The organism is Achromobacter sp. MUI-25009338 (assembly GCF_057359325.1).
This window is the reverse complement of the sequence record NZ_CM170627.1, coordinates 4,509,370-4,534,411: the sequence shown is the minus strand read 5'-3', so window position 1 is coordinate 4,534,411 and position 25,042 is coordinate 4,509,370. Positions and strand designations below refer to the sequence as shown.

The 25,042-nt window shown below is 67.8% G+C and carries 27 protein-coding genes and 1 pseudogene; 23 read left to right on the top strand and 5 right to left on the bottom strand.

Annotated features, from left to right (window positions below):
- Positions 1–185: 185 nt before the first annotated feature.
- The 4 genes from AC1IQ6_RS21450 (at position 186) to msrQ (ending at position 3,567) form a co-directional block, all read left to right on the top strand.
- The gene (locus tag AC1IQ6_RS21450; RefSeq protein WP_102774409.1) at positions 186–1,163 is read left to right on the top strand and encodes an RluA family pseudouridine synthase; all 978 of its coding nucleotides are present in this window, start codon (positions 186–188) and stop codon (positions 1,161–1,163) included.
- 1 nt (position 1,164) lies between these two features.
- Positions 1,165–1,827 (top strand): HAD family hydrolase, encoded by a 663-nt coding sequence (locus AC1IQ6_RS21445; RefSeq protein WP_102774410.1) that lies wholly within the window; start codon positions 1,165–1,167, stop codon positions 1,825–1,827.
- Between the two features lie 131 nt (positions 1,828–1,958).
- Positions 1,959–2,921 (top strand): protein-methionine-sulfoxide reductase catalytic subunit MsrP, encoded by a 963-nt coding sequence (gene msrP, locus AC1IQ6_RS21440; RefSeq protein ID WP_485866594.1) that lies wholly within the window; start codon positions 1,959–1,961, stop codon positions 2,919–2,921.
- Between the two features lie 7 nt (positions 2,922–2,928).
- A complete protein-coding gene (msrQ, locus tag AC1IQ6_RS21435) occupies positions 2,929–3,567 on the top strand; it encodes a protein-methionine-sulfoxide reductase heme-binding subunit MsrQ (protein ID WP_102774412.1) in 639 nt (212 codons plus the stop codon).
- A 192-nt stretch (positions 3,568–3,759) separates the two neighbouring features.
- Here msrQ and AC1IQ6_RS21430 read toward each other — a convergent pair whose 3' ends face one another.
- From AC1IQ6_RS21430 to AC1IQ6_RS21420, 3 genes are read right to left on the bottom strand one after another with little or no spacing between them, the layout of a single operon-like run.
- Positions 3,760–4,545 carry an N-acetylmuramoyl-L-alanine amidase gene (locus AC1IQ6_RS21430; RefSeq protein ID WP_485865269.1) on the bottom strand — a complete coding sequence of 262 codons (786 nt, stop codon included), beginning with the start codon at positions 4,543–4,545 and terminating at the stop codon, positions 3,760–3,762.
- A 3-nt stretch (positions 4,546–4,548) separates the two neighbouring features.
- Entirely contained in the window at positions 4,549–5,259 is a 711-nt protein-coding gene (locus AC1IQ6_RS21425) for an SAM-dependent methyltransferase (RefSeq protein WP_102774414.1), read from the bottom strand.
- Entirely contained in the window at positions 5,256–5,867 is a 612-nt protein-coding gene (locus AC1IQ6_RS21420) for a Maf family nucleotide pyrophosphatase (RefSeq protein ID WP_485865268.1), read from the bottom strand. Before AC1IQ6_RS21420 ends, AC1IQ6_RS21425 begins: the two co-directional genes overlap by 4 nt.
- 72 nt (positions 5,868–5,939) lie before the next feature.
- Here AC1IQ6_RS21420 and AC1IQ6_RS21415 point away from each other — a divergent pair, with 72 nt between their 5' ends.
- The 19 genes and pseudogenes from AC1IQ6_RS21415 to AC1IQ6_RS21325 all read left to right on the top strand — a co-directional run bounded on the left by AC1IQ6_RS21415 (position 5,940) and on the right by AC1IQ6_RS21325 (position 22,797).
- On the top strand, positions 5,940–6,560 hold the full coding sequence (locus tag AC1IQ6_RS21415; RefSeq protein ID WP_485865267.1) for a YceD family protein: 621 nt from the start codon (positions 5,940–5,942) through the stop codon (positions 6,558–6,560).
- Between the two features lie 52 nt (positions 6,561–6,612).
- Positions 6,613–6,795 carry a 50S ribosomal protein L32 gene (gene rpmF, locus AC1IQ6_RS21410; RefSeq protein ID WP_043543314.1) on the top strand — a complete coding sequence of 61 codons (183 nt, stop codon included), beginning with the start codon at positions 6,613–6,615 and terminating at the stop codon, positions 6,793–6,795.
- A gap of 59 nt (positions 6,796–6,854) precedes the next feature.
- The gene (plsX, locus tag AC1IQ6_RS21405; protein ID WP_102774417.1) at positions 6,855–7,922 is read left to right on the top strand and encodes a phosphate acyltransferase PlsX; all 1,068 of its coding nucleotides are present in this window, start codon (positions 6,855–6,857) and stop codon (positions 7,920–7,922) included.
- Positions 7,922–8,908, top strand: a complete 987-nt coding sequence (locus AC1IQ6_RS21400; protein WP_111826591.1) for a beta-ketoacyl-ACP synthase III — start codon at positions 7,922–7,924, stop codon at positions 8,906–8,908. Before plsX ends, AC1IQ6_RS21400 begins: the two co-directional genes overlap by 1 nt.
- 95 nt (positions 8,909–9,003) lie before the next feature.
- Complete coding sequence (fabD, locus tag AC1IQ6_RS21395; protein WP_111826592.1) at positions 9,004–9,942, top strand: ACP S-malonyltransferase; 939 nt, start codon at positions 9,004–9,006, stop codon at positions 9,940–9,942.
- 2 nt (positions 9,943–9,944) lie between these two features.
- On the top strand, positions 9,945–10,697 hold the full coding sequence (gene fabG, locus AC1IQ6_RS21390; RefSeq protein WP_102774556.1) for a 3-oxoacyl-ACP reductase FabG: 753 nt from the start codon (positions 9,945–9,947) through the stop codon (positions 10,695–10,697).
- Positions 10,698–10,885: 188 nt separating this feature from the next.
- On the top strand, positions 10,886–11,125 hold the full coding sequence (acpP, locus tag AC1IQ6_RS21385; RefSeq protein WP_003813816.1) for an acyl carrier protein: 240 nt from the start codon (positions 10,886–10,888) through the stop codon (positions 11,123–11,125).
- Positions 11,126–11,317: 192 nt separating this feature from the next.
- The gene (fabF, locus tag AC1IQ6_RS21380; RefSeq protein WP_102774420.1) at positions 11,318–12,547 is read left to right on the top strand and encodes a beta-ketoacyl-ACP synthase II; all 1,230 of its coding nucleotides are present in this window, start codon (positions 11,318–11,320) and stop codon (positions 12,545–12,547) included.
- Positions 12,548–12,584: 37 nt separating this feature from the next.
- The gene (locus AC1IQ6_RS21375; protein ID WP_102774557.1) at positions 12,585–13,043 is read left to right on the top strand and encodes a hypothetical protein; all 459 of its coding nucleotides are present in this window, start codon (positions 12,585–12,587) and stop codon (positions 13,041–13,043) included.
- Positions 13,040–13,639 (top strand): RNA polymerase sigma factor RpoE, encoded by a 600-nt coding sequence (rpoE, locus tag AC1IQ6_RS21370; RefSeq protein ID WP_043543305.1) that lies wholly within the window; start codon positions 13,040–13,042, stop codon positions 13,637–13,639. Before AC1IQ6_RS21375 ends, rpoE begins: the two co-directional genes overlap by 4 nt.
- Positions 13,640–13,651: 12 nt before the next feature.
- Entirely contained in the window at positions 13,652–14,164 is a 513-nt protein-coding gene (locus tag AC1IQ6_RS21365; protein ID WP_102774421.1) for a sigma-E factor negative regulatory protein, read from the top strand.
- Positions 14,164–15,211: pseudogene (locus tag AC1IQ6_RS21360) on the top strand (MucB/RseB C-terminal domain-containing protein). The gene AC1IQ6_RS21365 and the pseudogene AC1IQ6_RS21360 overlap by 1 nt, the downstream one beginning before the upstream one ends.
- 34 nt (positions 15,212–15,245) lie before the next feature.
- Positions 15,246–16,718, top strand: a complete 1,473-nt coding sequence (locus tag AC1IQ6_RS21355; protein WP_485865266.1) for a DegQ family serine endoprotease — start codon at positions 15,246–15,248, stop codon at positions 16,716–16,718.
- A 232-nt stretch (positions 16,719–16,950) separates the two neighbouring features.
- Positions 16,951–18,744, top strand: a complete 1,794-nt coding sequence (gene lepA, locus AC1IQ6_RS21350; RefSeq protein WP_102774424.1) for a translation elongation factor 4 — start codon at positions 16,951–16,953, stop codon at positions 18,742–18,744.
- A 23-nt stretch (positions 18,745–18,767) separates the two neighbouring features.
- Complete coding sequence (gene lepB / locus AC1IQ6_RS21345; RefSeq protein ID WP_102774425.1) at positions 18,768–19,652, top strand: signal peptidase I; 885 nt, start codon at positions 18,768–18,770, stop codon at positions 19,650–19,652.
- Positions 19,653–19,654: 2 nt separating this feature from the next.
- Positions 19,655–20,416, top strand: coding sequence for a ribonuclease III (gene rnc / locus AC1IQ6_RS21340; protein ID WP_111826596.1), 762 nt, complete (start codon positions 19,655–19,657; stop codon positions 20,414–20,416).
- A complete protein-coding gene (gene era / locus AC1IQ6_RS21335; protein ID WP_102774427.1) occupies positions 20,413–21,303 on the top strand; it encodes a GTPase Era in 891 nt (296 codons plus the stop codon). Before rnc ends, era begins: the two co-directional genes overlap by 4 nt.
- A complete protein-coding gene (gene recO, locus AC1IQ6_RS21330) occupies positions 21,296–21,883 on the top strand; it encodes a DNA repair protein RecO (RefSeq protein ID WP_102774428.1) in 588 nt (195 codons plus the stop codon). Before era ends, recO begins: the two co-directional genes overlap by 8 nt.
- A gap of 5 nt (positions 21,884–21,888) precedes the next feature.
- Positions 21,889–22,797, top strand: a complete 909-nt coding sequence (locus AC1IQ6_RS21325; RefSeq protein WP_111826598.1) for a LysR substrate-binding domain-containing protein — start codon at positions 21,889–21,891, stop codon at positions 22,795–22,797.
- Between the two features lie 152 nt (positions 22,798–22,949).
- On the opposite strand, the gene AC1IQ6_RS21320 is transcribed toward AC1IQ6_RS21325, so the two are convergent.
- Together AC1IQ6_RS21320 and AC1IQ6_RS21315 are read right to left on the bottom strand one after the other, a co-directional pair.
- The gene (locus AC1IQ6_RS21320; protein WP_209164983.1) at positions 22,950–24,047 is read right to left on the bottom strand and encodes a pyridoxal-phosphate dependent enzyme; all 1,098 of its coding nucleotides are present in this window, start codon (positions 24,045–24,047) and stop codon (positions 22,950–22,952) included.
- Positions 24,048–24,053: 6 nt separating this feature from the next.
- Complete coding sequence (locus AC1IQ6_RS21315) at positions 24,054–25,034, bottom strand: M14 family metallopeptidase (RefSeq protein ID WP_479730339.1); 981 nt, start codon at positions 25,032–25,034, stop codon at positions 24,054–24,056.
- Between the last annotated feature and the right edge of the window lie 8 nt (positions 25,035–25,042).

Below are 25,042 nucleotides of genomic sequence, written 5' to 3'. Positions count from 1 at the left end.
TGGGACAGCGGGCAAAATGAATGCCACACCACTGTTCCGCAGGGCGCGGTTGCGCCGGCGACCAAGAGACCCAGAGGCTGAAATGAGCAGGCAGTACAATGGCGGCCCACGCGCTCGACGGAGTTGCGCACTTTGCATCTCTACGTCAGGCGGCTAGTTCAGCCCCTTCAGGCTGTCCCGATTATATGTCGCTTTCCGCAATGCGCAAAGAAACTTCCTCCCCCGTCTCCCCCTCTAAAGCCGCTCCCGCCGTCCGCATGGTCGAGGTGGGCGCCGAGCATGCCGGCCAGCGCCTGGACAACTACCTGGTGCGGCTGTGCAAGGGCGTGCCCAAGACGCATATCTATAAAGCCATCCGGGGCGGCGAGGTGCGGGTAAACAAGGGACGTATCTCGGCCGATTACCGCGTGGCCGAAGGCGACATGGTCCGCATCCCGCCGCTGCGCCTGCCCGACCCGGGCGCGCCGCGCCCGGTGCCCGGCGCCGAGTTCCCGGTGGTGTTCGAGGACGACTCCCTGCTGGTGGTGGACAAGCCCGCCGGCGTGGCGGTCCACGGCGGCAGCGGTGTGTCCTTCGGCGTGATCGAGCAGCTGCGCGCCGCGCGGCCCGACGCCAAGTTCCTGGAACTGGTGCACCGGCTGGACCGCGAGACCTCCGGGCTGCTCATGGTAGCCAAGAAGCGCAGCGCGCTGCTGGCGCTGCATGCCATGCTGCGCGAAGGAAAAGGGGACAAGCACTACCTGGCCCTGGTCGAGGGCGATTGGGTCAACGACCGCCAGCACATCAAGCTGGGCCTTTCCAAGTGGACCACGCAGTCGGGCGAACGCCGCGTCAAGGTGGACCCGGACGGCCAGTCGGCCCACACCATCGTCACCCTCAAGCGCCGTTTCGGCGATTACAGCCTGGTCGACGCAGAATTGCGCACCGGGCGCACCCACCAGATCCGGGTGCACCTGGCGGCCAGCGGCTTTCCCATCGTGGGCGACGACAAATACGGCCACGACGAAGTGCGGGCGCACTTCGCGCGCCTGGGCTTCGGCCGGATGTTCCTGCACGCCCACCAGCTGACCCTGAACCACCCCGTCACGGGCGAGCCGCTGACGCTGACGGCCGAGCTGCCCCCGGCCTGCCTGAAAATACTGAAACAACTGGAGTCTGCCTGATATGTCGTATTCGCTGGTCGTGTTTGACTGGGATGGCACCCTGATGGATTCCACGCACAGCATCGTGGCCGCCATCCAGGGCGCCTGCCGCGACCTGGAACTGGCGGTGCCGTCGGCTTCCGACGCCAGCTGGGTGATCGGCCTGTCCCTGGAAAGCGCGCTGCGGCGGGCGGTGCCCGAACTGACCCAGGCCATGCTGCCGCGCTTCCTGGAGCGCTACCGCACCCATTACCTGCTGCGCGACCCGGAACTGCGCCTGTTCGACGGCGTGCGCGAACTGCTGACCGAACTGGCCGGGCACAACGTGCGCCTGGCGGTGGCCACCGGCAAGAGCCGCGTCGGCCTGACCCGCGCCCTGGCCGCCACCGGCCTGGGCCCGCTGTTCGACGCCACCCGCACCGCCGACGAAACCTTCAGCAAGCCGCACCCGGCGATGCTGCACGAATTGATGCAGGAGTTGGACGTGGCGCCCGAGCGCGTGGTGATGATCGGCGACACCTCGCACGACCTGCAGATGGCGGCCAACGCCGGCGTGCATGGGCTGGGCGTCACTTATGGCGCGCACACCCTGAAGGAGCTTGAGGGTTGCGGCCCCCAGGCGGTGCTCGACAGCGTGCCCGGCGTGCGCGAGTGGCTGCTGGCCCGTACGGCGGCCGCGCAGTAACGCAGCAATACCGGACGCGGAACGTCCGGGCGGCGCGCGGGTCTATAACCAAATACCGCCAGCGCCGCGGAATATCATGGGGTCCTGTGCCGTCCATGGGTTATGCGAGGCGCCGCCATACGGAGACCATGATGCTGATACGCAAGCCCGACGATATTCTTTCCTCCGAGATCACCCCCGAGGCCGTGTGGCGCTCGCGCCGCGAGCTGATGCTGCGGGCCGGGCTGGTGGCCGCCGCGGCAGGGCTGCCGGGCTGGGCGGCGCGCAGCGCGTTCGCGCAGGATGCCGGCGCGTTGCCGGGCAAGCCCAACCCGGCCTTCAGCGTGATGGACAAGCAGACCCCCTTGTCCGACATCACGTCGTACAACAACTTCTACGAATTCGGCCTGGACAAGAGCGATCCCGCCGCCAACGCCGGCAAACTCCAGACGCGCCCCTGGACCGTCAGCGTCGAGGGCGAGGTTGGCAAGCCGCGCACCTTCTCCATCGAGGAACTGCTCAAGCTGGCGCCCATGGAAGAGCGGGTCTACCGGCTGCGCTGCGTCGAGGGCTGGTCCATGGTCATCCCGTGGATGGGCTATTCGCTGGCCGAGCTGCTCAAGCAGGTCGAGCCCACCGGCAACGCCAAGTACGTGGAGTTCGTGACCGTGGTCCAGCGCGAGAACATGCGCGGCGTGCGCAGCGGGGTGCTGGACTGGCCCTATGTCGAGGGGCTGCGCATCGACGAGGCGATGAATCCGCTGTCCATGCTGGTCTTCGGCGTCTACGGCAAGCTGCTGCCGGGCCAGAACGGCGCGCCGGTCAGGCTGGCGGTGCCGTGGAAATACGGCTTCAAGTCGGCCAAGTCCCTGGTCAAGATCCGCCTGGTCGAAAAACCGCCCGTCTCCTCGTGGATGAAGGCCGCGCCGCAGGAATACGGCTTCTACGCCAACGTGAATCCCAACGTCCCGCACCCGCGCTGGAGCCAGGCGACCGAGCGCCGCATCGGCGAGGACGGCCTGTTCTCGCCCAAGCGCAAGACCCTGATGTTCAACGGCTACGGCGAGCAGGTCGCCTCGCTCTACCAGGGCATGGACCTGAAGGCCAATTACTGAGGCGCGCATGGAAGCAGGCATTTCGCAGGCGCCGCCGCGCAGGACGCAGCTTTCCGCCAAGACCGTCGGGCGCTTCAAGCCCGTGCTATTCCTGCTGGGGCTGGCGCCGTTCCTGCGCTGGTTCTGGCTGGGCGCCAACGACGGCCTGACCGCCAATCCGGTCGAATTCCTGACCCGCTCTTCCGGCACCTGGACGCTGGTGTGCCTGCTGGTCACGCTGGCCATCACGCCGCTGCGCCGGCTGACCGGCCAGCCGGCCCTGGTGCGGCTGCGGCGCATGTGCGGGCTGTTCGCGTTCTTCTATGGCGCCATGCATTTCATGGCCTGGGTCTGGTGGGACCGCGGCTTCGACCCCGCGGCCATGCTGCGCGACATCGGCGAACGGCCCTTCATCACGGTGGGATTCGCGGCCTTCGTGCTGATGACCGCGCTGGCGGCCACGTCCACCCAGTGGGCCATGCGCCGGCTGGGCAAGCGCTGGCAAAGCCTGCATCGCGCCGTCTATGCCATCGGGCTGCTGGCCATCCTGCACTACTGGTGGCACAAGGCGGGCAAGAACGACTTCGAAGCGCCGCTGATCTATGCGGCCGTGCTGGCGCTGCTGCTGGGATGGCGGGTGGTGGAGCGGTGGCGGCGGAATGCCTGACGGGTTTCGCGCGTTCGATGCTCGTGTTCTTGCCTGGAGAATCTCGCGCTGCACCCATCCTACGACGGTCGGAAACCGTACGGCGAGGAATCGTACGGCAATCCGGAATCGTAGGATGGGTGCAGCGCGAGACCCCCTGAACAAAAACGCAGATATCGAACGCGCGAAACCCATCGGGCGGCGAAGGCCGCCTCACAACATCGCCAGCATGATGGCCGCCGTCTCGGCGTCCGGCTGCCCGTCGTACAGCGCCGGCCGGTAATGCATCTGGAACGCCGCCAGCGTGTTGATGGTGGCCTTGTCCAGCACGCCGTCCTGCGGGCAGGCGTAGCCCAGGCGCTGCAGCTGCTGCTGGAACCACGCCACGTCGGGAACGCCCTGCGCCTGCAGCCGGGCCAGGTGCGCGGCCGCGCCGGCCTCGTCGTACCAGCGCCCGATGCCGGCCTCGGCCAGCGTCTTCCATGGAAAGAGCGGTCCCGGATCGACCTTGCGCTGCGGCGCGATGTCGCTATGGCCCACCACGTTCTCGGGCGCGATGCCGTGGCGCTGGATGACGTCGCGCAGCAGCACGGTCAGCGCGCGCAGCTGGCGTTCGCCGTAGGGGTGCCATAGCGGCTTGCCGTCGGGACCGTCGGTCCAGCCGGGATTCACGATCTCGATGCCGATCGAGGTGCTGTTCATGGCGATGTTGCCGTACCAGGCGCTGGCGCCGGCGTGCCAGGCCGCCCGGTTTTCATCGACCAGGCGGTAGGTGCGGCCGGACTCGGTCACGAGGTAGTGGGCGCTGACCTTGCCGCGCGACAGCAGCTGCAGCGAGCGGGCGTCGTCGACCGAGGTGTAGTGCAGCACCACGGCGCGCACCCGGCTGGCCTGGCCGACCGCCGTGACGGAGGTGTCCAGTTCCAGGCCGGCGGGGCCGCGCGCGGCGCATCCGGCCAGGGCCGCGGCGGCCAGCAGCGCAAGAGCGGGGCGCAGCATGGCTCAGCGGGCCAGGTAGAGGAACAGGGTGGGCAGCTTGTCCAGCTGCGGCGCCGGCTGCTGTTTCCAGTCGGCCACGCTGCGGGTCTGGATCCATTCGTCGGCGGTGGTGACCGAGCGGGCCACGCACAGCCGGGTATCGCCCTTCAGGCTGGCCAGCAGCGTGGCGAACATGGCGGCGTTGCGGTAGGGCGTCTCGATCAGCAGCTGGGTCTGGTTGTGCCGGGCCGAATGCTGCTCCCAGGCGCGCAGCTGCCTGGCGCGCTCGGCGGGGTCGACCGGCGCGTAGCCGTGGAACGCGAAGCGCTGGCCGTCCAGTCCGCTGGCCATCAGGGCCAGCAGGATGGAGGACGGACCGACCCAGGGCCTGACGGTCAGGCCCTGCCGGTGGGCGGCCTCCACCACCTTGGCGCCCGGGTCCGCCACGGCGGGGCAGCCGGCCTCGGAGACCAGGCCGATCTCGGCGCCGCCGGCGATGGGCGCCAGCCAGGCCTTGATCTGCGCGGCGTCCACCCGGTCGTTCAGCGTGTGGACGGTGATTTCCTGCAGCGGCCGGACCGTGCCGATCAGCTTGAGGAAGGCGCGCGCGGTCTTGGCGTTCTCGGCGATGTAGGTGTCGAGCCGCCCGGCCAGGGCGCGCACTTCGGCGGGCAGCCAGCGCTCGGGCGGGGCCTCGCCCAGGCCCACGGGAATCAGGTGCAGCGCGCCGCTCATGCGGGCGCTCCGGGCACTCCGGGCGCGTCCAGCGGATTTAGCCCGAAGCGCATCAGCATGCTAGTCAGCGCGATCAGCGGCAGGCCGATGATGGCGGTGGGGTCGTCGCTCTGGATGCTTTCCATCAGTGCGATACCCAGGCTTTCCGCCTTGGCGCTGCCTGCGGTATCGTAGGGCTCTTCGGCGCGCAGATAGGCCACGATCGCCACGTCGCTCAGCTGGCGGAAGCGGCAGCGCGTGACGACGTCGGCCTTTTCCACCCGGCGGCCGTCGGTGACGGCCAGCGCGCTGTGGAATTCCACCTCCCGGCCCGACAGCGCCTGCAATTGCGCCATCGCGCGCGGGAGGTCGCCCGGCTTGCCGATGGGCTGCCCGTCCACGGTGGCCACCTGGTCGGAACCGATGACGATGCAGCCGGGGTGCTTCGCCGCCACCGCCATGGCCTTGGCCACGGACAGGCGCAGGGCCAGCGCTTCGGGCGTTTCGCCGGCGTGTGGCGTTTCGTCCACATCGGGCGAAATGGCGGTGAACGGCATGCACAGGCGGGACAACAATTCTTTGCGGTAGCGCGAGCTGGAGGCGAGGATGAGGTCAGGCTTCAAGGGCATACGATATTTGACGCTGATACGTAAGTCACAGTATTATCTAACGTTTTGCGGCATTTTTGCAGGAACACCGAAGTGACTGATACTGGCGTGAATGCAAAAAGCATCGACGCGTTTGCTTTTGCCCGTCTGGGCAAGGAAGCGCAAGGCAGCGTGCCGCTGGCGAGGCTTACGCGATTGGTCGACGGGCTGCCCGAGCAGCCCGCGGGCGAGGCGGGCCTGGCGCACTGGTCCGTGCGCGGAGAAGTGAGCAAGTCCGGCCTTCTTGCCGGGCAGCCGCTCTTGCATCTTCATGTGCGGGCGAATCCGCTGGTCGTGTGCCAGCGGTGCAACGCGCCGTTCGCCTACCCGGTCGACAGCGAAGTCGTGCTGCAGCTGGTCAAGTCCGAAGACGAACTCGATGACGGTTCTGGCTCTGGAGAACACTCCGGAGGCTACGCCGGCGAGGACGAGGACGACGAGGACGAAGAAGGAAAAGGTTTTGTGTCCAACCTGCCTGAAAGGGTGGTGGGTTCACATCATTTCGATCTGCTGGCCCAGATCGAAGATGAGCTCATTCTGAGCGTTCCGTATGTGCCCAAGCATGATGTATGCCCGGGCGCGCAGGCCAATGCCGGCGAGGCTGCTCCCGAGGAGCCCGCCGTCAAGCGTCCGTCGCCGTTTGCGGTGCTGGAACAACTGAAGCACAAAGATTGAGATCAACATCGGGCCGCATCGCGTACAATGCGCCCCGTTTCTAGGAGTCATCATGGCCGTTCAACAAAACAAGAAGTCCCCGTCCAAGCGCGGTATGCACCGCTCGCACGATTTTCTGGTGAACCCGCCGACCGCGATCGAGCCCACCACGGGCGAAGCGCATCTGCGTCACCACATCAGCCCCAACGGCTTCTACCGCGGCCGCAAGGTCCTGAAGACCAAGGCCGACGAATAAGGCCCCCGGGCCGAACTCGTACTCGGACCATTTCGGCTGAGCGCTGATACCTGGCACCCGTGATACGCATCGCCATAGACTGTATGGGCGGAGACTTCGGTCTGCCCGTCACGATTCCGGCTGCGATCGAGTTCGCCCGGCAATTTCCGGATACCCGGCTGTTGCTGGTCGGGCTTCCCGACGCTATCGAAGCGGCGCTCTCCGAGCACCGCGGCGTGGCGCGCGATCGTCTTGAGATCGTGGCGGCTTCCGAAGTCGTCACCATGGACGACCCGGTCGAGGTCGCCCTGCGCCGCAAAAAAGACTCCTCCATGCGCCTGGCCGCCCAGTCCGTCAAGGACGGGCGCGCCGACGCCTGCGTCTCCGCAGGCAATACCGGCGCGTGGATGGCCATTTCACGCTACGTGCTCAAAACGCTGGACGGCATAGACCGCCCGGCCATCGCCACGTCCATTCCGAACCAGACGGGCCGCGCCACCACGGTGCTGGACCTGGGTGCGAACGTGGACTGTACGGCCGAGCACCTTCTGCAATTCGCCATCATGGGCGCCGCGCTGTCGCAGGCGGTCGACCATCGCGAGCGGCCTTCGGTGGGCCTGCTCAACATCGGCGAAGAAGTCATCAAGGGCAACGAAGTCGTCAAGGAAGCCGCCGAACTGCTGCGCGGCAGCCCGCTGAACTTCTACGGCAACGTGGAAGGCAACGACATCTTCAAGGGCACGGTCGACGTGGTCGTCTGCGACGGCTTCGTCGGCAACGTCGTGCTCAAGTCCGTCGAAGGCCTGGCCAAGATGCTCTCCAGCGTCATACGCGAAGAGTTCAAACGCAACCTGATCACGCTGCTGGCCGGCGCGGTGGCCAAGCCGGTGCTCAACCGCCTGCGCACCCGCGTCGACAACCGGCGCTACAACGGCGCCGCGCTGCTGGGCCTGCGCGGCGTGGTCATCAAGAGCCACGGCTCCGCCGACGTCTACGCCTACGGATTCGCCTTGCAGCGAGCCCGCGAAGCCGTAGTGAGTAAACTGCTGGAGCGCACCGCCGAGACGGTCGCTCAGATTACCAAGCGCGTTCAATCCGGCGATGCCGCTACGGCGCCGCCGCAAGACGTGGCTGGGGACACCGCTTGATGGATACCGCAATGAAATATTCCGTGATCGCGGGCACCGGCAGCTTCCTGCCGGAACGCGTGGTTTCGAATGACGAGCTGGCTGCGGAACTGGCGACGCGCAACATCGCCACCTCCGACGAATGGATCGTCGAGCGCACTGGCATCCGGCAGCGCCATCTGGCCGAGCGCGGCGTCACCACCAGCCAGCTGGCGACCGAGGCCTCGCGCCGCGCGCTGGCCGACGCGGGCGTGGACGCCTCCGACATCGACCTCATCATCCTGGCCACTTCGACGCCCGACTTCGTGTTCCCGAGCACCGCCTGCATCGTGCAGGCCAACCTCGGCTCCAAAGGCTCGGCGGCGTTCGACGTGCAGGCCGTGTGCAGCGGCTTCGTCTACGCGCTGACCACCGCCGACAGCTTCATCCGCGCCGGCCGCGCGCGCTGCGCGCTGGTCATCGGCGCCGAAGTGTTCTCGCGCATCCTGGACTGGAACGACCGCAGCACCTGCGTGCTTTTCGGCGACGGCGCCGGCGCCGTGGTGCTGAAGGCTTCCGACAAGCCCGGCATCATGGCCGCGCAGCTGCATGCCGACGGCAGCCAGAGCAAGATCCTGAACGCGGCGGGCAACGTGGCCTATGGCGACGTGACCGGCGATCCGTTCCTGCGCATGGACGGCCAGGCCGTGTTCAAGCAGGCCGTCACCGTGCTGGACCGCTCCGCGCGCGACACCTGCGCCGAAGCCGGCGTGGACGTCGCCGACGTGGACTGGATGATCCCGCACCAGGCCAACGTGCGCATCCTGAATTTCCTGGCGCGCAAGCTGTCCGTGCCGGTCGAGAAGGTCGTCATCACCGTCGACAGCCACGCCAACACTTCCGCAGCCAGCGTGCCGCTGGCCCTGGACGCCGCGCGCCGCGACGGCCGCGTCAAGCCGGGCCAGCTGGTCCTGATGCAGGGCGTGGGCGGCGGGTTCACCTGGGGCTCGGTACTGGCCCGCATGTAGGGGCGGGCCGGGCGGCAGGCGGCGCGCGCCGCGGCCGCCGGGCAGGCGCACCCGACATTCCTCACAGACACTGAATCTCATCCTAACGGTCAACCATGAAAATCGCTTTTGTCTTTCCTGGTCAGGGTTCTCAAGCTGTCGGCATGCTGGACGCCTGGTCGGGCGTTTCCGCGGTCGCCGATACGGTGGCGCGCGCGTCGCAGGCCCTGGGCCAGGACCTGGGCGCGCTGATCGCGCAAGGCCCGGCCGAGCAGCTCAACCTCACCACCAACACCCAGCCCGCGATGCTGACCGCCGGCGCCGCGCTGTACGCGGCCTGGTGCGCCGCGGGCGGCCGCAAGCCGGACGTGGTCGCCGGCCATAGCCTGGGCGAGTACGCCGCGCTGACCGCGGCCGGTTCGCTCGCGCTCGAAGACGCCGTCCGCCTGGTGCGCGTGCGCGCCGACGCCATGCAGGCCGCCGTGCCGGTCGGCACCGGCGCCATGGCCGCCATCCTGGGCCTGGACGACGACGCCGTGCGCGCCGCCTGCGCCGCCGCCGCGCAGGGCGAAGTGGTCGAGGCCGTGAACTTCAACGCGCCCGCCCAGGTCGTGATCGCCGGCCACAAGGCCGCCGTCGAACGCGCCTGCGAACAGGCCAAGGCCGCGGGCGCCAAGCGCGCGCTGCTGCTGCCGGTGTCCGCGCCGTTCCACTCCAGCCTGCTCAAGCCCGCCGCCGAGGTGCTGGCCGGCGCGCTGGCCGGCGTGACGGTGTCGGCCCCGCAGATCCAGGTCATCAACAACGTCGACGTGGCTTCCCCGGCCGATCCTGGGGCTATCCGCGATGCGCTGGTGCGCCAGGCATGGCATCCTGTGCGCTGGGTCGAAACCCTGCGCGCGATGAAGGCGCAAGGCGTCACGCACGTGATCGAATGCGGCCCCGGCAAGGTGCTCGCCGGCCTGACCAAGCGCATCGATCCCGAACTCACGGGCATGGCCATCACCGATCCGGCTTCCCTCGAAGCCGCGCTGGCCGCCGTCAACGGAAACCAATGAACATGGACAACCCCTCGATCGAACTGCAAGGCAAGATCGCGCTGGTGACCGGCGCCACGCGCGGCATCGGCCGCGCCATCGCGCTGGAACTGGCCGCGCGCGGCGCCACCGTCGTCGGCACCGCCACCTCCGAATCGGGCGCGGCCGCCATCACCGAAGCGCTGGCCCCCTCGGGCGGACGCGGCGTGGTGCTGGACGTGACCGACGCGGCGGCCTGCGACGCGCTCATCGACGCGCTGGGCAAGGAAGGCGGCGGCCCGCACATCCTCGTCAATAACGCCGGCATCACGCGTGATACGCTGGCGATGCGCATGAAGGACGAAGACTGGTCGGCCGTCATCGACACCAACCTGGCGTCGGTGTTCCGCCTGTCGCGCGCGGTGCTGCGCAGCATGATGAAGGCCCGCTGGGGACGCATCATCAACGTGACCTCGGTGGTCGGCTCCAGCGGCAACCCCGGCCAGGCCAACTACGCGGCCGCCAAGGCCGGCGTGGCCGGCATGTCGCGCGCCCTGGCGCGCGAACTGGGCAGCCGCAACATCACGGTCAACTGCGTGGCCCCCGGCTTCATCGATACCGACATGACGCGCGCCCTTGGCGAAAATCAGACCGCGGCTTTGCTGCAGCAGATTCCGCTGGGCCGCCTGGGAGCGCCCGAGGACATCGCGCACGCGGTGGCATTTTTGTCCGGGCCGCAGGCGGGTTACATTACCGGCACCACCCTGCACGTCAACGGCGGGATGTACATGCAATAAATCACGAACCGCGCGCAGGCCGCTCCGCACGGGGCGATGCGCGGTTCAACCGGAAACGCCGCACACGGGTTTCCTGCGCCATTCCCGGCGACAGATCAAGTGCGCGGTGTTATTTTTGTCACGGCCAGGCGTCGCAAAACTCCGCGCTTGGCTATAATTCGCGGGATTTTTCCCAATTGGAGATCTGCATGGAAAGCATCGAACAGCGCGTCAAGAAGATCGTCGCTGAACAACTTGGCGTCAACGAAGCCGAGATCAAGAACGAATCCTCCTTCCTTGACGACCTCGGTGCCGATTCGCTCGACATGGTCGAACTGGTCATGGCGCTCGAAGACGAATTCGAGACCGAGATCCCCGACGAAGAGGCCGAAAAGATCACGACCGTGCAACAAGCGATTGACTACATCAATTCGCACGGCAAGCAGTAAGCTGGGCTTACTCCCTTCCGGCGGTCCGAGGACGGACTTCGGGGCCAGCCGGAAAATCGGGGCGGTTTCAGGAGTTGCCTTTGCGGTGCGCATGCGGGAAGGGCGTGAAAACGCCTGACCCGCTTTTGTGTGTACCGCAAGCGCAGCGCATCCCGAAAACCGCCTTTCTTTTGTCTGTTTGAGGAGTCATCCGTGAAGCGACGTGTCGTCATCACCGGCCTGGGTATCGTTTCCCCCGTGGGGAACGACGTGACCACGGCTTGGGACAATATCGTCAACGGACGTTCTGGCATCAGCCGCATCACCCGTTTCGATCCCTCGGCCATCACCACCCATATCGCCGGCGAAGTCAAAGACTTCGACATCAGCGCCTATATCTCGGCCAAGGAAGCCCGCCAGATGGATACCTTCATCCATTACGGCCTGGCTGCCGGGATGCAGGCCTGGCGCGACAGCGGCCTGGAAGTCACCGAAGCCAACGCCGAACGCATCGGCGTGATCGTCGGCTCGGGTATCGGCGGCCTGCCGCGCATCGAAGAAACCCAGGTCGAATACCTGTCCAAGGGCCCGCGCCGCATTTCGCCGTTCTTCGTGCCGGGTTCGCTGATCAACCTGATCTCCGGCCACCTGTCTATCGCCTACGGCATGAAGGGCCCGAGCTACGCCGTCGTGTCGGCCTGCACCACCGGCCTGCACTGCATCGGCGATGCCGCCCGCCTGATCGAGTACGGCGATGCCGACGTCATGCTGGCCGGCGGCGCCGAGTCGACCGTGTCGCCGCTGGGCATTGGCGGTTTCGCCGCCATGCGCGCCCTGTCGACCCGCAACGACGATCCTCAGACGGCTTCGCGTCCCTGGGATCGCGACCGCGACGGATTCGTGCTGGGCGAGGGCGCCGGCGTGCTGGTGCTGGAAGAATACGAACACGCCAAGAAGCGCGGCGCGCGCATCTACGGCGAATTCGTGGGCTACGGCATGAGCTCCGACGCGCACCACATCACGGCGCCGGACAAGGACGGCCCGCGCCGCGGCATCGTCAACGCGCTGCGCAACGGCGGCGTCAACCTCGAAGACGTCCAGTACGTCAACGCGCACGGCACCTCCACGCCGCTGGGCGACAAGAACGAGACCGACGCGCTGAAGCTGGCCTTCGGCGACCACGCCAAGAAGCTGGTGGTCAACTCGACCAAGTCCATGACCGGGCACCTGCTCGGCGCGGCCGGCGGCATCGAGGCGGTGTTCACCACGCTGGCCGTCTACAACCAGGTCTCGCCCCCGACGATCAACATCTTCAATCAGGATCCGGAATGCGATCTGGATTACTGCGCCAACGAAGCGCGGCAGATGAAGATCGACGTGGGCCTGTCCAACTCGTTCGGCTTCGGCGGCACCAACGGCTCGATGGCCGTTCGCCGGGTCTGATTTGGCAGGCCCGGTCGGGGAGCGCTGGTCGTTTCGCGTGCCCGTCGTGCGTCCGGGCAGCGTCCAGGCGGTTTACGGCCTGGCGCTGGCCCTGGCCGCGGGCAGCGCGCTGACGGCCGCCTCCTGGCATGGCCCGGCCGCGCTCGCGGGGGCGGCGCTTGCGCTGCTGCTCGGGCTCGGCGGGCTGTTACACTCGGCACGGAGCGGCCCGTCCCCGGTATCCGCGTTACGTACGGCGGCCGGGGCAGGGCATTGGCAGCTGCGGCTGCCGCAGGGCTGGCGCGACGCAAGTCTGCTGGACCGGCGGCGCGGCCCGCGCTGGCTCACGCTCACCTTGCAGCCTTTGCCCACCGGGAGTACCGCCTTTACCCCTAGCACCATCACCCTCACCGTCTGGCAGCGGACGCTGCGACCCGAGTCCTGGCGGCGCCTGTGCCTGCTGACGGGCACGGCGCGGCGCACGCCGCCGGCGGCCGGCCCCCAGGAGGCGTCATGAGCGAGCGCGAAGTCGACGCCGAGCTTGTCGCGCGCGTCCAGCGGGGCGACAAGAAAGCCTTCGACCTGCTGGTGCTCAAGTACCAGCGCAAGATCCTCCGCCTGCTGGCCCGGATGATCCGCGACCCCGCGGAAATCGAAGACGTGGCCCAGGAAGCCTTCATCAAGGCCTACCGCGCCCTGCCCCAGTTCCGGGGGGAGAGCGCCTTCTACACCTGGCTGTATCGCATCGCGATCAACACCGCGCGCAACTGGCTGGCCTCCCAGGGCCGGCGTCCGAGCGCGCCCAATGCGATAGAAACGGAAGACGGTGAAACTTTTAACGAAACCGACAACCTAACCGATATAAGCACGCCGGAATCCATGGTCGCCAGCCGCGAAATCGCCGAAACGGTGAACGCGGCCATCGAGGAATTGCCTGAAGAGTTGCGCACCGCAATCGTCCTGCGTGAAATCGAAGGTATGAGTTACGAAGACATCGCCCAGAGCATGGACTGCCCGATCGGTACGGTGCGCTCCCGCATTTTTCGTGCGCGTGAAGCCATCGCCACCAAGTTGCGCCCATTGCTAGGCACCGATGACGAGCGTCGCTGGTAAGGAGTGGCAGTCATGCAAACAGCAGCCAAATCCGTCGAGATATCCGAGTCCTCCTGGGAGGAGTCGCTCTCCGCCTGGATGGACGGAGAGGAATCCGACGATATTTTTCCCGGCTTGTTGTCCCGCGAGGGACGCCAGACCTGGGACACCTATCACTTGATCGGTGATTCCCTGCGCAACGCCGACCTGGCGCTGACCCCCAGTTCGGCCTTCCAGGCCCGGCTGGCGCGCGCCCTGGACGCGGAATTGCCCATTGTCGCGGCGCCTCGGCGCCGCTCGCCTTTGCGCGTGGGCCTGTCCGGCCTGGCGGTGGTGGCGGCCGTGGCGACCGTCGCCTGGGTGGCCCAGCCCTACCTGACCGGCGAATCCGGCGGGGAAGTGCGGGTGCTGGCCGACGCCAGCGCGCCGTCGTCGGCCTCGGCCGCGGACGATTCCGGCCTGCGCGACTACCTCGAGGCGCATCGCCAGATGGCCGGCCCCAGCGCCGTGCGGCAGGTGTCGTTCGAGATGGGAGCGGGGCGCTGATGGCGTTGGTGATTCCATCGCGCTGGCCGGTGCTGGGTCTGGGACGAACCGCTACCTTGCAGGCCCATCGCGCCGCCTGGCTTGCCGTAACGCTGTTCACCGTTTTCCTGGCGGCGCAGGAGCCGGCCCGCGCCGCCCGCCGAGGACGTGGTGCAGCTGCTCACCAGCATCCAGCAGGCGGCCCGCAAGCAGGACTACGCCGGCGTGTTCATGTATCAGCAGGGCGAGACCATGCAGTCCTCGCGCCTGGTGCACGTCCTGGACGGCACCGGCGAGCGCGAGCGCCTCGAGATCCTCGACGGCCAGCCGCGCGAATACCTGCGCCACAACGACGACGTGCAGTGCCTGATCCCCGAGCGCAAGACGGTGCTGCTGGAGCGCCGCCGCGGCGACCGCTTCCCCGGCCTGCTGCTGGGCGAGGCCGCCGGCCTGTCCGAGAACTACACGATCCGCACCGAGCCCAAGCTCTATCGCGTCGCCGGCCGCGAGTGCCGCCTGATCACCATAGAGCCGCTGGACAAGCTGCGCTACGGCTACCGGCTGTGCGCCGACGTCGAGACCAATCTGCTGCTCAAGGCCCAGACCCTGAACGCCGCGCGCGGCGTGGTCGAACAGGTGGCCTTTACCTCGCTGCGCCTGGGCGCCGAGGTCGATCCCCAGCTGCTGACTTCCCGCTGGAGCACGCGCGACTGGAAGGTGATGGAAGCCGCCATGAAGCCGGTGGACCTGGCCGCCCAGGGCTGGCGCATTCCGGCCCCCAAGGGCTTCAAGACCGTCATGCAGGTGACCCGGGCCATGGGCCGCGGCGCCACGGTCAGCCAGATGGTATTGTCTGACGGGTTGGCGGCCATTTCCGTGTTCATCGAGCCCTACGACAGCCAGCGCGGACACCGTCCGCCCCATGGCGCGGCGCAGCGCGGTTCGATTACCGTATATGGCACGCGCATCGCCGATTTCTGGCTGACGGCCGTGGGCGAGGTGCCCGTGGCCACGCTGGAACAGCTGGCCGAGTCCACAGAATACGTGCCCGCCGCCGGGTCCCGCTGATCCGGGGCGGCAAGCAGCAATTTCGGAGAAGTCTATGAATGCAATGACAGTGTCGAACGGGTATTTCCGACGCTTTCTGGCGGCCGCCGCGCTGGGCGTGGTGATGTCCGTCGGCCAGGCGCCGGCGGCGCTGGCCCAGGCGCCGACGGTCGCTTTGCCTGATTTCACCAGCATCGTCGAAAAGGCCGACCCCGCGGTCGTGAACATCCGCACCACGGCCACCGTGCCGGTGCGCGGCATGGGACCGGGCGGCGGCAACGACCCCTACGAGCTGTTCCGCTGGTTCTTCGGCCCCGAATTCCAGCCGCCGGGCGCGCCGCCGTCGCCGCGCCAGCGTCCCCAGCCCCAGCCCGAAGAGCGCACCGTGCCGCGCGGCGTGGGCTCGGGCTTCTTCATTTCCGAAGACGGCTACATCCTGACCAACAACCACGTGGTCGTGGACGCCACCGACATCTACGTCACCCTGACCGACGGCCGCGAATTCAAGGCCAAGGTCATCGGCACCGACGAGCGCACCGACGTGGCCCTGATCAAGATCGAGGCCAAGGACATGACGCCGCTGGTCATCGGCGATCCCAAGAAGCTCAAGAAGGGCCAGTGGGTGCTGGCGATCGGCTCGCCGTTCGGCCTGGATTCCACCGTGACCTCGGGCATCGTCAGCGCCATCGGCCGCGACACCGGCGAATACCTGCCCTTCATCCAGACGGACGTGGCGGTCAACCCCGGCAACTCGGGCGGCCCGCTGATCAACCTGGAAGGCGAGGTGGTGGGCATCAATTCCCAGATCATTTCGCGCAGCGGCGGCTTCATGGGCATTTCGCTGGCCATCCCCATCGACGAGGCCATGCGCGTCGTCGACCAGCTGCGCACCACCGGCAAGGTCACGCGCGGACGCGTCGGCGTGCAGATCGGCGAAGTCGGCAAGGACGTGGCCGAGGCCATCGGCCTGCCCAAGGCCGAAGGCGCGCTGGTCAGCAGCGTCGAGCCCGAAGGCCCGGCCGAGCAGGCCGGCGTGCAGCCGGGCGACGTGATCCTGAAGTTCAACAACGAACCCATCAAGCGCTGGTCCGACCTGCCGCGCATCGTCGGCGAAACCAAGCCGGGCACCCGCGCCGACATGCAGGTGTGGCGCAAGGGCAAGACCGTGACGCTGACCGTCAAGGTGGGCGAGATCCCGACCGAGAAGAGCCCGGCCGCCGGCAAGCAGGGCGCGGCGCCCGTGCCCGAGGCCACCAACGCGCTGGGCCTGGGCGTGGCCGACGTGCCGGCCGACGTGCAGAAGAAGCTGCGCATCAAGGGCGGCGTCCAGGTCAAGATCGCCGAGGGCGCGGCCGCCAAGGCCGGCCTGCAGGAAGGCGACATCGTGCTGGCCCTGAACGACACCGACGTCACCAGCGCCAAGCAGTTCGGCGAACTGGTCTCCAAGCTCGACAAGGGCAGGGCGGCCGGCCTGCTGGTGCGCCGCGGCGACCAGACCCAATGGGTGGCGGTTCCCGCCAGCAAGTGATGCTTTACGGCGACGCCCCTGAAAAGGGGCGTTTTTTGCCGTCGCGGGCCTGGCGGCAAAAAAATGGTTCAAGACCGGCTAAAATGGCTGGTTGCCGCAAGAGGGGGCGCATGGCGCCCCCTCGTTTTGCCCGGGCTATGCCCACAGGCACCCCTCTCGTCAGCCGTGCGTACTCCGGCGGCGGTGTCTTCCGGCCTTGTGCCGAGTGTTCCGTCCCCTTATAACTTCAAGCATGCAGCATATCCGCAACTTCTCCATCATTGCCCACATCGATCATGGCAAATCGACCCTGGCCGATCGCCTGATCCAGCGCTGCGGCGGATTGGCGGACCGCGAAATGTCGGCGCAGGTGCTCGACTCGATGGAAATCGAGCGCGAGCGCGGCATCACCATCAAGGCGCAGACGGCCGCCCTGCACTACAAGGCGCAGGACGGCAAGGTCTACAACCTGAACCTGATCGATACCCCGGGGCACGTGGACTTCTCCTACGAAGTCAGCCGCTCGCTGTCGGCCTGCGAAGGCGCGCTGCTGGTGGTCGACGCCTCGCAGGGCGTCGAGGCCCAGACCGTGGCCAACTGCTACACCGCCATCGAGCTGGGCGTGGAAGTCGTGCCGGTGCTCAACAAGATGGACCTGCCCCAGGCCGATCCCGAAGGCGCGCGCCAGGAAGTCGAGGACGTGATCGGCATCGACGCCTCGCAGGCCGTGCTGGCCAGCGCCAAGACCGGCATGGGCATCGACGAAATCCTCGAGGCCATCGTCGCCCGCGTGCCGGCGCCCCAGGGCGATCCCGACGCGCCGCTGCAGGCGCTCATCATCGACTCGTGGTTCGACAACTACGTGGGCGTGGTGATGCTGGTGCGCATCATCAACGGCGTGCTCAAGCCCAAGGACAAGATCCTGCTGATGGCCTCCGGCGCCACCCACCTTTGCGAGCAGACCGGCGTGTTCACGCCCAAGTCGCAGCAGCGCCCGCACCTGTCGGCCGGCGAAGTGGGTTTCGTCATCGCCGGCATCAAGCAGCTTGCCGACGCCAAGGTGGGCGACACCATCACGCTGGCCGGCAAGCCGGCCGCCGCGCCGCTGCCGGGCTTCAAGGAAGTCAAGCCGCAGGTGTTCGCCGGCCTGTACCCGGTGGAAAGCTCCGAGTACGACCAGCTGCGCGACTCGCTGGAAAAGCTCAAGCTCAACGACGCGGCGCTCATGTTCGAGCCGGAAGTCTCGCAGGCGCTGGGCTTCGGTTTCCGCTGCGGCTTCCTGGGCCTCCTGCACATGGAAATCGTGCAGGAGCGCCTGGAGCGCGAGTTCGACATGGACATCATCACCACGGCGCCGTCCGTGGTGTACGAGGTCGAGCAGCGCGACGGCTCCATCATCACGGTCGAAAGCCCGTCGCGCATGCCGGAGATCGGCAAGATCGCCGACATCCGCGAGCCCATCGTCAAGGTCACGCTGTTCATGCCGCAGGACTACGTCGGTCCGGTCATGACGCTGTGCAATAACAAGCGCGGCGTGCAGATCAACATGAGCTACCACGGCCGCCAGGTGCACCTGGTCTACGAGATCCCGCTGGCCGAGATCGTGCTGGACTTCTTCGACAAGCTGAAGTCGGTCTCGCGCGGCTACGCCTCGATGGACTACGAGTTCCAGGAATACCGCTCGGCCGACGTGGTGCGCGTGGACCTGCTGATCAACAACGACCGCGTCGACGCGCTGGCCATGATCGTCCACCGCAGCAACGCGCGCCACCGCGGCCGCGACGTGGTGACCCGGATGCGCGGGCTGATCCCGCGCCAGATGTTCGACATCGTGATCCAGGCCGCCATCGGCGCCGAAATCATCGCGCGCGAAAACGTGAAGGCCCTGCGCAAGAACGTGCTGGCCAAGTGCTACGGCGGCGACATTTCGCGCAAGAAGAAACTGCTGGAAAAGCAGAAGGCCGGCAAGAAGCGCATGAAGCAGGTGGGTAGCGTGGAAATCCCGCAGGAGGCGTTCCTCGCCATCCTGCAGGTGGAAGACAAATAGAACCAAAAGAAGGCGGTTAGCTGATGAGTTGGAACTTTGCCCTGATCCTGTTTGTATTGCTGGTGGTGACCGGCATTATCTGGGTGCTCGATCTGGCGGTGCTGCGGCGGGGCCGGGAACGCCGGGCCCAGGCGGCGATGGCGCAATACGACGCGGCCCTGGTCGGAGACGCCCAGGAAGCCGAGCGCCTGCGCCGCGAGGCCGGCGACGCGGCGCGCCGCGTGCCGTGGTGGGTGGAGTACGCGGTCAGCTTCTTCCCCGTGATTCTGTTCGTGTTCCTGCTGCGCTCGTTCGTGGTCGAGCCGTTTCGCATCCCGTCGGGCTCCATGCTGCCCACGCTGCAATCGGGCGACCTGATCCTGGTGAACAAGTTCAGCTATGGCCTGCGCCTGCCGGTCATCGACAAGAAGGTGATCGAGGTGGGCGAGCCCAAGCGCGGCGACGTGTTCGTGTTCCGCTATCCCGTGGACCCGGACGTCGATTACATCAAGCGCGTGGTCGGCCTGCCGGGCGACGAGATCGCCTACCTGGACAAAAAACTGTATATCAACGGCGAACTGGTGCCGCACGTGCGCGACGGGGATTATTTCGAACCCGACCGTGTCTCGTATATTGCGCAATATAAAGAGAAGTTGGGCGAAGTTGAGCACCAGATCCTGCTGGATGAAGGCAAACCGCAGGAATACGGGCCGATGTGGCAATTTCCCAACCGTCAGAACTGCCAATACAGCCGCAATGGGGTACGCTGCAAAGTACCCGAAGGCCAATTTTTCGCTATGGGCGATAATCGGGACAACAGCGCGGACAGCCGATACTGGGGCTTCGTACCCGAATCCAATATCGTCGGACGCGCGTTCTTCATCTGGATGAATTTCAGCGACCTCAGCCGCATCGGCCGGTTCAACTGATTATGTCGCTAGCCACGCTAGAAAACCGCCTGGAGCACCACTTCGGTGATCCGGCATTGCTCGAACAGGCGCTGACGCATCGCAGTCACGGTTCGCGCCATAACGAGCGCCTGGAATTCCTCGGGGATTCCGTGCTGAACTTCGTCGTCGCCGCGATGCTGTTCGAGCGCTATTCCAAGATCGACGAGGGCGACCTCTCGCGCCTGCGGGCCAACCTGGTCAAGCAGGCCTCGCTGGCCGACATCGCCCAGCGGCTGGAGCTGTCGCAATACCTGCGCCTGGGCGAGGGCGAACTCAAGAGCGGCGGTTTCCGCCGCCCCTCGATCCTGGCCGACACGGTCGAGGCGCTGTTCGGCGCCGTGTTCCTGGACGCCGGCTTCGACGCCGCGCGCCGCGTGATCGTGCGCCAGTACCAGCCGGTGCTGGCCTCGGTCGATCCCAAGACCCTGGGCAAGGACGCCAAGACGCTGCTGCAGGAATTCCTGCAGGGCCGCAAGCTGGCGCTGCCGCAGTACACGGTGGTGGCCACGCACGGCGCGGCCCACAGCCAGCAGTTCGAGGTCGAATGCGCCATCCCGGCGCTGGAGATCAAGGTCATGGCCGCGGGCGCCAGCCGCCGCGCGGCCGAGCAGTCGGCGGCCAAAGTGGCGCTGGAGGCCGCGTTGGCCGTCAGCCCGGCTTCCAAGGCTGCCCGCAAGTCGGGCAAGGCGCGCAAGACCGCGCAATTGTCGCTGCCGGTGGCAGTGGCTCAAGAGACTAAATGAGCGATACCCCTTTCCGTACCGGCTTCGTTGCCATCGTCGGCCGTCCCAACGTCGGCAAATCCACGCTGACCAACGCCCTGATCGGCTCGAAGATTTCGATCGTCTCGCGCAAGGCGCAGACCACGCGCCACCGCATCCACGGGGTGCTGACGCGCGAGCACGAACAGTTCGTGTTCGTCGACACGCCGGGCTTCCAGACGCGCCACGGCGGCGCCATGAACCGCATGATGAACCGCGTGGTCACGCAGGCGCTGGCCGACGTGGACGTGGTGGTGCACGTGGTCGAGGCGGGCAAGTGGTCCGAGGGCGACGCCAAGCTGCTGCCGCTCTTGCCCGCGCCGGAGCGCACCATCCTGGCCATCTCCAAGATCGACGCGCTCAAGAACCGCGACGATCTGTTCGCCTTCGTCTCCAAGATCATGGCGCTGCATCCGTTCGGCGCGGTCGTGCCGGTCAGCGCCACCAGGAACCAGCAGCTCGACCAGCTGCTGCAGGAAATCGCCGCGCGCCTGCCCGAAGGCGAGCCGATGTTCGAAGAGGACACGCTGACCGACCGGCCCATGCGCTTCATCGCCGCCGAGCTGGTGCGCGAGAAGATCTTCCGCCTGGTGGGCGACGAACTGCCCTACGGCTGTACGGTCGTGATCGAGCAATGGGAAGAGAACGACAAGGGCGCGCGCATCGCCGCCTGTGTGGTGGTCGAGCGCGACAGCCACAAGCCCATCCTGCTGGGCGCGGGCGGCATGCACATGAAGCGCATCGCTACGGAGGCGCGGCAGGACATCGCCAAGCTGCTGGACAAGCCGGTGCACCTGGAGGTCTACATCAAGGTGCGCAAGGGCTGGTCCGACCGCGAGGGTGCGCTGCGCGACCTGGGCTATGAGTAGAAGGGCGCCTCGCGTCCAGGACCGACCCGGCTATATGCTGCACGCCACCGCGTGGCGTGAGACGTCCCTCATCGTTCAGACTTTCTCGCGCGACCACGGCTGTGTGGCCATGGTCGCCAAGGGCGCCAAGCGCCCGTATTCCGTGCTGCGGCCCGTGCTGTCCGCGTTCCAGCCGCTGCTGCTGTCCTGGACCGGCAACGGCGAGGTCAAGACGCTCACGCGCGCCGAGATCGCCGGCATCCGGCCGCTGACCGGCACCGCGCTGATGTCGGCCTGGTACATGAACGAGCTGCTGCTGCGGCTGCTGCCGCGCGAAGACGCCCACCCCCTGCTGTTCGACGCCTACGATTTCGCCCTGCAGCAGCTTTCGGGCGGCACGCGCGCGGCCGGCGCGCTGCGCCGCTTCGAATGGACGCTGCTGCGCGAGACCGGCTATGGCGTTGACGAGGCGCCGCCCGATTTCGACGATCCGGCGATCGAGCCGGCCCTGCGCCGCGACCTGCGCGAACGCCTGGCCGAAATCCTCGCCGGCCGGCCTTTGTCCACGCGCCGCGTGCTGCTGGACCTGCAGCGCATCTGAGCGCCATGACCTTCACGCTCAAACAGGTCGAGACCTTCCGCACCGTCTACGAGACGGAAAGCGTGACCGCCGCCGCCCGGCGGCTGGACGTGTCGCCGGCCACCGTCAGCGCGACCCTGGCCGCGCTGGAAGCCAGCATCGAGCTGCGCCTGTTCGAGCGCGTGCGCCAGCGCATGCAGCGCACCCCCGAGGCGACGCTGCTGTACGAGGAAATCCGGCGCCTGAACGTCGGCCTGGAGAGCCTGGGCCGCAAGATCCGCGCGATCCGCGGCGCCGCGCAGCCGCGGCTGCGCGTGGGCTGCATCCACGCCTACAGCGGCGCCATCATCAGCGACACCATCGCGCGCTTTCGCGCCCGCTATCCGGACACCGCGCTGTACCTGCAGATCCGGGATTCCAACACCTTGCGCGACATGGTGGTGTCGGGCGAGCTGGACCTGGCCGCCGTGGCCGACGAGTCCGAACTGGAAGGCCTGCGCGGCCACCGGCTCGCCAGCCTGCGGGCCGTGGCGGTCTTTCCGCGCAACCATCCGCTGGCGCGGCTGGAGTGCGTGGAGTTCTCGCACCTGGCCGGCGCCGACGTGATCGCGCTCAACGCCGAGGACGGTTCGCGCAAGCGCCTGGACGCCTTGCTGGCGCAGGCCGGGCAGCATCTGAAGGTGGCGATCGAAACGCCGTATTCCAGCACCGTGTGCCAGCTGGCGCTGGCCGGCCACGGCGTGGGCATCGCCAATCCGGCGACCGCGCTCGGCATGGAAGCGGCCGGCCTGGGGCACCGGCCGCTGGCCGCGTCCGTGCATTTCGAATGCCACATGATCCTGCACGGCAGCCGCCCCTTGTCGGAGGCGGGAAAGTTCTGGGCGACCTGTTTGCGCGCGGCCTTGGCGCCGCTGGTGGAGCGGTATGGGGTTTAGGTTTCGGGCGGGGTGATGGGTTTCGCGCGTTTGGCCCCTGGTTGCTTGGGTCGGGGGGCTCGCGCTGCACCCATCCTACATTCCAAACGTAGGATGGGTGCAGCGCGAAGAACCCCTGAGCAAGAACACGAACATCAAACGCGCGAAACCCATCACCCCCGCCGCCCATCCGAAGTCAACACCAGCACGACCGACGATTCCGCGTCCAGCAGCCCCGACCGCCGCAGCCGCGACACCGCCGCCAGCGCCGCGGCCGACGACAGTTCGGTGGCCAGCCCGGTGCGCTCCAGGCGCTGCTGCGCCTGCGCCGCGGCGGCGTCGGACACTTCCACGGGCGAGCCGCCCGAGCGCGCCAGCGCTTCCAGCGACTGCAGCGTGCTGGTGCTGCCGGCGATCGAGTACTGGTCCGTCACGCCCTCCCAGTTGCCGCGCGCATCGCCCGTGGCGCGCGCCCGCGACAGCCGGGCATAGGGCTCGACCGCGTGCATGCGGGGCAGGCGGTCGATGCGGCCGCTTTCCCGCAGATGCTGCCAGCCCAGGTAAATGCCCCACAGCAGGTCGCCGCGCGCGGTGGGCACCACGATATCGGTGGGCACGCCGCAGGCTTCGAAGATCTCCAGCGCGATGGGCTTGTAGCCTTCCACGCCATAGGCATGGGTGCCCACCGGCGGATTCAGATAGTTGGTGCCGGCGAACGCGCCGTGGTCGCGGCACAGGTCCGCGACATAGGGCCAGCGGCTCAGGCTGTCGTCGAAGGCGCGCAGGCGCGCGCCGAAGCGCTGCATGGCGTCGCGCTGCAGCGGCGGGCAGTCGCGCGTGATGGCGATGTCGGCCTCCAGGCGCGCCGCGGCGCAATAGGCGGCCAGCGATACGCCGGCGTTGCCGCTGGAGGCCGCCGCCACGCGGGTGGCGCCGGCCAGGCGCGCGCGCGAGACCAGCTGGGCCGCCATGCGGTCCTTGTGGCTGCCGGTGGGATTGGCGCTTTCGCACTTGAGCCACATCCGGCCGACGCCCTCGGCCTGCGCCAGCGCCGGCGCGGCCAGGCAGGGCGTGGCGCCTTCGCCCAGCGTCACCGGGTCCAGCACCGGCAGCGGCATGGCCGCATCCCCGCCGGGCTCGTAGCGGCATTCCAGCGAGGCGGGGTGGCCGGCCTCCAGGCAGCCGGGGCAGCCTTCGGGATAGTCGGCGACGGGCCACAGGCGTTCGCAGCGGATGCAACGCAGGCCGGACAATCTGGGGTTCATCTGCATGGTTCTTCAGTACCTCGAAGGAAGCGTATCCAGGGGAAGGGCGGGCGCGATCTGGAACAGGCAGTCGCCCTCGCCGCTGCGGGCGATGGCGCGCAGGCACACCACGGTGCCGCTTTGCGGGCTGACCAGCGCGCGCGGCGCAAGCTCGGGGCGGGCGGGTTCTATCAGCTGGCCGATGCGCTGGCGCGCCGTGACCGCCTGCCCCAGCTCCACGCCGGGGACGAACACGCCCGCTTCGCGCGCGCGCAGCGTGGCGGCCGGCGCGTCCAGGTCGTAGAGCCGGACCTCAGGGTTGCGCGGCAGCGGGCGGCCGGGCAGCAGGCCCAGCTCGGTCAGGCAGCCCAGCAGCCCGTCGCGGCAGCGTTCGACCAGGGCGGCGCTGGTTTCGCGGCCGCCGCCGATCTCCGCGCTCAGGCGCAGCACGCCGTGGCGGCTGGCGGCGGCCGGCATGGACCCGGCTTCGACGCCGCGGAAGAACACGCATTGCGGCAGCCCGAAGGCGCGCGCCAGGTCCGCCAGGCGCGGATCGTAGGCGTCCTCGCCGTACCGGGTGATCACCGACGAAGGCAGGTAGCGCAGCGAGGCGCCGCCACTGTGCACGTCCACCAGCGCCTGGATGCGCGGCAGCAGCCGGGCCTCCAGCGCGGCGGCCACGCTTTCGGTGTAGCCGCGCGCCGGCGCGCCCAGGAAAGCACGGTTCAGGTTGCCGCCGTCGGAAGGCGAGAGCCGGGTGCCGGCCAGCGAGGCCTCGACATTGGCCGCCGGCAGCAGGTAGACCGTGCCGCGCTGGAGCATGCCGGGCAGGCTGTGCCACAGGTCCAGGATGGCCGCCTGGCCTTCCCATTCGTCGCCGTGCACGCCGGCCATCAGCGCGACGGCCGGCCCGGGGCCGGCGTCGATCCTGAGCACCGGCACCGTGACCCGGCGGTAGGCCGATTCGTTGGTGGCGGCGGCGCAGGAAAAATCCTCGCGGCTTACCGTGGCCATGCGCGCGC

Coding starts and splice junctions, on each gene's coding strand:
- msrP (WP_485866594.1), top strand. CDS start 1,959: ATGCTGATACGCAAGCCCGACGATATTCTTTCCTCCGAGATCACCCCC.
- AC1IQ6_RS21420 (WP_485865268.1), bottom strand. CDS start 5,867: ATGCCCTTGAAGCCTGACCTCATCCTCGCCTCCAGCTCGCGCTACCGC.
- AC1IQ6_RS21325 (WP_111826598.1), top strand. CDS start 21,889: ATGACCTTCACGCTCAAACAGGTCGAGACCTTCCGCACCGTCTACGAG.
- AC1IQ6_RS21355 (WP_485865266.1), top strand. CDS start 15,246: ATGAATGCAATGACAGTGTCGAACGGGTATTTCCGACGCTTTCTGGCG.
- fabG (WP_102774556.1), top strand. CDS start 9,945: ATGGACAACCCCTCGATCGAACTGCAAGGCAAGATCGCGCTGGTGACC.
- acpP (WP_003813816.1), top strand. CDS start 10,886: ATGGAAAGCATCGAACAGCGCGTCAAGAAGATCGTCGCTGAACAACTT.
- recO (WP_102774428.1), top strand. CDS start 21,296: ATGAGTAGAAGGGCGCCTCGCGTCCAGGACCGACCCGGCTATATGCTG.
- AC1IQ6_RS21400 (WP_111826591.1), top strand. CDS start 7,922: ATGGATACCGCAATGAAATATTCCGTGATCGCGGGCACCGGCAGCTTC.
- rpoE (WP_043543305.1), top strand. CDS start 13,040: ATGAGCGAGCGCGAAGTCGACGCCGAGCTTGTCGCGCGCGTCCAGCGG.
- rpmF (WP_043543314.1), top strand. CDS start 6,613: ATGGCCGTTCAACAAAACAAGAAGTCCCCGTCCAAGCGCGGTATGCAC.
- AC1IQ6_RS21315 (WP_479730339.1), bottom strand. CDS start 25,034: ATGGCCACGGTAAGCCGCGAGGATTTTTCCTGCGCCGCCGCCACCAAC.
- fabD (WP_111826592.1), top strand. CDS start 9,004: ATGAAAATCGCTTTTGTCTTTCCTGGTCAGGGTTCTCAAGCTGTCGGC.
- lepA (WP_102774424.1), top strand. CDS start 16,951: ATGCAGCATATCCGCAACTTCTCCATCATTGCCCACATCGATCATGGC.
- AC1IQ6_RS21450 (WP_102774409.1), top strand. CDS start 186: ATGTCGCTTTCCGCAATGCGCAAAGAAACTTCCTCCCCCGTCTCCCCC.
- era (WP_102774427.1), top strand. CDS start 20,413: ATGAGCGATACCCCTTTCCGTACCGGCTTCGTTGCCATCGTCGGCCGT.
- lepB (WP_102774425.1), top strand. CDS start 18,768: ATGAGTTGGAACTTTGCCCTGATCCTGTTTGTATTGCTGGTGGTGACC.
- msrQ (WP_102774412.1), top strand. CDS start 2,929: ATGGAAGCAGGCATTTCGCAGGCGCCGCCGCGCAGGACGCAGCTTTCC.
- AC1IQ6_RS21425 (WP_102774414.1), bottom strand. CDS start 5,259: ATGAGCGGCGCGCTGCACCTGATTCCCGTGGGCCTGGGCGAGGCCCCG.
- AC1IQ6_RS21365 (WP_102774421.1), top strand. CDS start 13,652: ATGCAAACAGCAGCCAAATCCGTCGAGATATCCGAGTCCTCCTGGGAG.
- AC1IQ6_RS21430 (WP_485865269.1), bottom strand. CDS start 4,545: ATGCTGCGCCCCGCTCTTGCGCTGCTGGCCGCCGCGGCCCTGGCCGGA.
- rnc (WP_111826596.1), top strand. CDS start 19,655: ATGTCGCTAGCCACGCTAGAAAACCGCCTGGAGCACCACTTCGGTGAT.
- AC1IQ6_RS21445 (WP_102774410.1), top strand. CDS start 1,165: ATGTCGTATTCGCTGGTCGTGTTTGACTGGGATGGCACCCTGATGGAT.
- AC1IQ6_RS21320 (WP_209164983.1), bottom strand. CDS start 24,047: ATGCAGATGAACCCCAGATTGTCCGGCCTGCGTTGCATCCGCTGCGAA.